This is a genomic window from Glutamicibacter sp. NPDC087583 (genome assembly GCF_044743685.1).
GTDB lineage: Bacteria > Actinomycetota > Actinomycetes > Actinomycetales > Micrococcaceae > Glutamicibacter.
The window spans coordinates 1-5,569 of the sequence record NZ_JBIUWY010000015.1 but is presented as its reverse complement, the minus strand read 5'-3'; the positions used below and the strand labels follow the sequence as shown (position 1 = coordinate 5,569).

The following is a 5,569-nucleotide window of genomic DNA, read 5'->3' as shown; positions in this document are numbered from 1 at the left end:
AGTGTTTGTTGTTTGAGAACTCAATAGTGTGCCAAGTTTGTTGATACCGAATATTTTTATTTGGTGAATACATAACATTTGCTTGAGGCATTGCACCCCCGTGCAGTGTTCTTGAGTGTTTTATTATTCGCCAGGACTTCATTGGCTTCGCCCTTATTTTCCAAGGGGTTGCCGGTGGCTTTTTATTTTTTTATGGAGAGTTTGATCCTGGCTCAGGATGAACGCTGGCGGCGTGCTTAACACATGCAAGTCGAACGATGAAGCCCAGCTTGCTGGGTGGATTAGTGGCGAACGGGTGAGTAACACGTGAGTAACCTGCCCCCGACTCTGGGATAAGCCCGGGAAACTGGGTCTAATACCGGATATTACCTTTGACCGCATGGTTGTTGGTGGAAAGATTTATCGGTGGGGGATGGACTCGCGGCCTATCAGCTTGTTGGTGAGGTAATGGCTCACCAAGGCGACGACGGGTAGCCGGCCTGAGAGGGTGACCGGCCACACTGGGACTGAGACACGGCCCAGACTCCTACGGGAGGCAGCAGTGGGGAATATTGCACAATGGGCGAAAGCCTGATGCAGCGACGCCGCGTGAGGGATGACGGCCTTCGGGTTGTAAACCTCTTTCAGTAGGGAAGAAGCGAAAGTGACGGTACCTGCAGAAGAAGCGCCGGCTAACTACGTGCCAGCAGCCGCGGTAATACGTAGGGCGCAAGCGTTATCCGGATTTATTGGGCGTAAAGAGCTCGTAGGCGGTTTGTCGCGTCTGCCGTGAAAGTCCGAGGCTCAACCTCGGATCTGCGGTGGGTACGGGCAGACTAGAGTGATGTAGGGGAGACTGGAATTCCTGGTGTAGCGGTGAAATGCGCAGATATCAGGAGGAACACCGATGGCGAAGGCAGGTCTCTGGGCATTTACTGACGCTGAGGAGCGAAAGCATGGGGAGCGAACAGGATTAGATACCCTGGTAGTCCATGCCGTAAACGTTGGGCACTAGGTGTGGGGGACATTCCACGTTTTCCGCGCCGTAGCTAACGCATTAAGTGCCCCGCCTGGGGAGTACGGCCGCAAGGCTAAAACTCAAAGGAATTGACGGGGGCCCGCACAAGCGGCGGAGCATGCGGATTAATTCGATGCAACGCGAAGAACCTTACCAAGGCTTGACATGTGCCAGACCGCCTCAGAGATGGGGTTTCCCTTCGGGGCTGGTTCACAGGTGGTGCATGGTTGTCGTCAGCTCGTGTCGTGAGATGTTGGGTTAAGTCCCGCAACGAGCGCAACCCTCGTTCCATGTTGCCAGCACGTAAAGGTGGGGACTCATGGGAGACTGCCGGGGTCAACTCGGAGGAAGGTGGGGATGACGTCAAATCATCATGCCCCTTATGTCTTGGGCTTCACGCATGCTACAATGGCCGGTACAATGGGTTGCGATACTGTGAGGTGGAGCTAATCCCTAAAAGCCGGTCTCAGTTCGGATTGGGGTCTGCAACTCGACCCCATGAAGTCGGAGTCGCTAGTAATCGCAGATCAGCAACGCTGCGGTGAATACGTTCCCGGGCCTTGTACACACCGCCCGTCAAGTCACGAAAGTTGGTAACACCCGAAGCCGATGGCCTAACCACCTTGTGTGGGGGGAGTCGTCGAAGGTGGGACTGGCGATTGGGACTAAGTCGTAACAAGGTAGCCGTACCGGAAGGTGCGGCTGGATCACCTCCTTTCTAAGGAGCTAACCATTATTGGTTGCCCATGCTGGACACGAGTGTTGTCCGGGTGGGTTGCTCATGGGTGGAATATCAATGGACTCAATACCGGAAAACGTGCTGGCTGATGCTGGTGCGGGGTATTGGCTGTGGCCGCGTGGTGCTTGGGCATCTGCTAGTACGCATTGCAGGGGGTTTTCTTCTTGCGGTGCTGGAATGCGGTGTGTGGGTGTTGTGTGGTTTGTATGGTTTGGCATGCTGTTGGGTTTTGAGGCAACAAGCCTCCTTTCCTGGTGAATGGTTGCTGGGGTTCTTCCTGTGGGGAGGGTCCTGGTGGTGTTCGCTTGGGTGAGGGGTTCTTGGTGTTTCGGTGTTTGTCCTGTGTTTGCTGCAAGGATGTCCTGTTGGATTGATGCTGGCCTTTGGTTGGTGTTGGTTTTGGGGTGTTGTTGCGGGGGTGCGGGGTTGTTGTTTGGGAACTGTATAGTGAACGCGAGCATCTTGCAGATGAGATGAGCTGGGTAGTCCTTTTCCTTGGATTGCCTGGTGTTGGAGTCTTGTCTGCGTGATTTTGTTAGATTGTTTTATTGCTCATATCTTTTGACTTTGATGTTGTGTTGAAGTTTTTAAGGGCGCACGGTGGATGCCTTGGCATCAAGAGCCGATGAAGGACGTGGGAATCTGCGATAAGCCTGGTGGAGTCGATAACCGGACGTTGAGACCAGGATTTCCGAATGGGGGAACCCCGCACCATGTTATGTGGTGTGACCTGCAGCTGAATGTATAGGCTGTGTGGAGGGAACGCGGGGAAGTGAAACATCTCAGTACCCGCAGGAAGAGAAAACAACAGTGATTCCGTTAGTAGTGGCGAGCGAACGCGGATGGGGCTAAACCGGTTGGTGTGTGATAGCGGATAGGCGTTGCATCACCGGGGTTGTGGGGTCGGCATGTACCAGCGCTATCTTGCTGGTGGGATGAGGTGCAGGCGTATAGGTGAATCGGTTGGAATGCCGGACCATAGAGGGTGATAGTCCCGTAGGTGTAATGCGTGTCTGCCGTTCTAGTGTTGATACCCGAGTAGCACGGGGCCCGTGAAACCTTGTGTGAATCTGCCAGGACCACCTGGTAAGCCTGAATACTACTTGATGACCGATAGTGAATCAGTACCGTGAGGGAATGGTGAAAAGTACCCCGGGAGGGGAGTGAAATAGTACCTGAAACCGTGCGCTTACAATCCGTTAGAGCTGGGGACTTGTTCCCTGGTGATGGCGTGCCTTTTGAAGAATGAGCCTGCGAGTTAGTGTTACGTCGCGAGGTTAACCCGTGTGGGGAAGCCGTAGCGAAAGCGAGTCTGAATAGGGCGTTTGAGTGGCGTGATCTAGACCCGAAGCGAAGTGATCTACCCATGGCCAGGTTGAAGCGCGTGTAAGAGCGTGTGGAGGACCGAACCCACTTCAGTTGAAAATGGAGGGGATGAGCTGTGGGTAGGGGTGAAAGGCCAATCAAACTTCGTGATAGCTGGTTCTCCCCGAAATGCATTTAGGTGCAGCGTTGCGTGTTTCTTGCTGGAGGTAGAGCTACTGGATAGGCGATGGGCCCTACAAGGTTACTGACCTTAGCCAAACTCCGAATGCCGGCAAGTGAGAGCGCAGCAGTGAGACTGTGGGGGATAAGCTTCATAGTCGAGAGGGAAACAGCCCAGAACGCCAACTAAGGCCCCTAAGCGTGTGCTAAGTGGAAAAGGATGTGGAGTTGCTGTGACAACCAGGAGGTTGGCTTAGAAGCAGCCACCCTTGAAAGAGTGCGTAATAGCTCACTGGTCAAGTGATTCCGCGCCGATAATGTAGCGGGGCTCAAGCACACCGCCGAAGTTGCGTCATTCAAATATTAACCTGGTTTCGATTGGGTGTTTGGATGGGTAGGGGAGCGTCGTGTGGACGGTGAAGTCGCGGTGTAAACCAGCGGTGGAGGCCACACGAGTGAGAATGCAGGCATGAGTAGCGAATGACGGGTGAGAAACCCGTCCGCCGAATGATCAAGGGTTCCAGGGTTAAGCTAATCTGCCCTGGGTTAGTCGGGACCTAAGGCGAGGCCGACAGGCGTAGTCGATGGACAACGGGTTGATATTCCCGTACCGGCGAAGGACCGCCCATACTGAGCTGTGGATGCTAACCATGATTGACGCTAGCTGTTGGTGCCTTCGGGTATCTTGCTGGTTGATGTGGTGGGAACCGATGCAGTGAGGTCAGCGTATTAACAGGTGTGACGCAGGAAGGTAGCCGAGCCAGGCAATGGAATTGACCTGGTCCAAGGGTGTAGGAAGAGTGGTTGGCAAATCCGCCGCTCATATATTCTGAGACCTGATAGGCGCCCCGTTTTCGGGGTGATTCGGTGATCCTATGCTGCCTAGAAAAGCATCGGCGCGAGGTCCAAGTCCGCCCGTACCCCAAACCGACACAGGTGATCAGGTAGAGAATACTAAGGCGATCGAGAGAATCATGGTTAAGGAACTCGGCAAAATGCCCCCGTAACTTCGGAAGAAGGGGGGCCTGCCCCGTGATGAGAACTTGCTTCTCTGATGCGGGTGTGGGCCGCAGAGACCAGGGGGAAGCGACTGTTTACTAAAAACACAGGTCCGTGCGAAGTCGCAAGACGATGTATACGGACTGACTCCTGCCCGGTGCTGGAAGGTTAAGAGGACTGGTTAGCAGTAATGCGAAGCTGAGAATTTAAGCCCCAGTAAACGGCGGTGGTAACTATAACCATCCTAAGGTAGCGAAATTCCTTGTCGGGTAAGTTCCGACCTGCACGAATGGAGTAACGACTTCCCCGCTGTCTCAACCATGAACTCGGCGAAATTGCAGTACGAGTAAAGATGCTCGTTACGCGCAGCAGGACGGAAAGACCCCGAGACCTTTACTATAGTTTGGTATTGGTGTTCGGTGCAGCTTGTGTAGGATAGGTGGGAGACTGTGAAGCTTGGACGCTAGTTCAGGTGGAGTCATCGTTGAAATACCACTCTGGCTGTACCGGTCACCTAACTTCGGACCATGATCTGGTTCAGGGACAGTGCCTGATGGGTAGTTTAACTGGGGCGGTTGCCTCCTAAAATGTAACGGAGGCGCCCAAAGGTTCCCTCAGCCTGGTTGGCAATCAGGTGTCGAGTGTAAGTGCACAAGGGAGCTTGACTGTGAGAGTGACAGCTCGAGCAGGGACGAAAGTCGGGACTAGTGATCCGGCGGCACCTCGTGGAAGGGCCGTCGCTCAACGGATAAAAGGTACCTCGGGGATAACAGGCTGATCTTGCCCAAGAGTCCATATCGACGGCATGGTTTGGCACCTCGATGTCGGCTCGTCGCATCCTGGGGCTGGAGTAGGTCCCAAGGGTTGGGCTGTTCGCCCATTAAAGCGGTACGCGAGCTGGGTTTAGAACGTCGTGAGACAGTTCGGTCCCTATCCGCTGCGCGCGTTGGAAATTTGAGAAGGGCTGTCCTTAGTACGAGAGGACCGGGACGGACGAACCTCTGGTGTGTCAGTTGTACTGCCAAGTGCATCGCTGATTAGCTACGTTTGGAAGGGATAACCGCTGAAAGCATCTAAGCGGGAAGCCTGCTTCGAGATGAGATTTCCATGCACCTTGAGTGTGAGAGGCCCCCAGCTAGACCACTGGGTTGATAGGCAGGATGTGGAAGCAAGGACTAAAGACTTGTGTAGCTGACCTGTACTAATAGGCCGATGACTTTCAACACACAATAAAACAATATTTGAACTGATGATTTCAATGCTGTTCGCGTTCACTATGCGGTTACGAGACAACAACCTCTAGCCAGCAAATACGGATGAGTTACAAGACTTTGTAGCACCGGAAAACA

At 53.7% G+C, this 5,569-nt stretch carries 2 rRNA genes; both read left to right on the top strand.

Annotation, left to right across the window (positions count from 1 at the left end):
* The first annotated feature begins 189 nt into the window (after positions 1 to 189).
* Positions 190 to 1,715: ribosomal RNA gene (locus ACIOU9_RS17890) — 16S ribosomal RNA — on the top strand.
* A gap of 598 nt (positions 1,716 to 2,313) precedes the next feature.
* Positions 2,314 to 5,446: ribosomal RNA gene (locus ACIOU9_RS17885) — 23S ribosomal RNA — on the top strand.
* The 16S and 23S rRNA genes sit together here, the layout of an rRNA operon.
* Positions 5,447 to 5,569 lie beyond the last annotated feature (123 nt).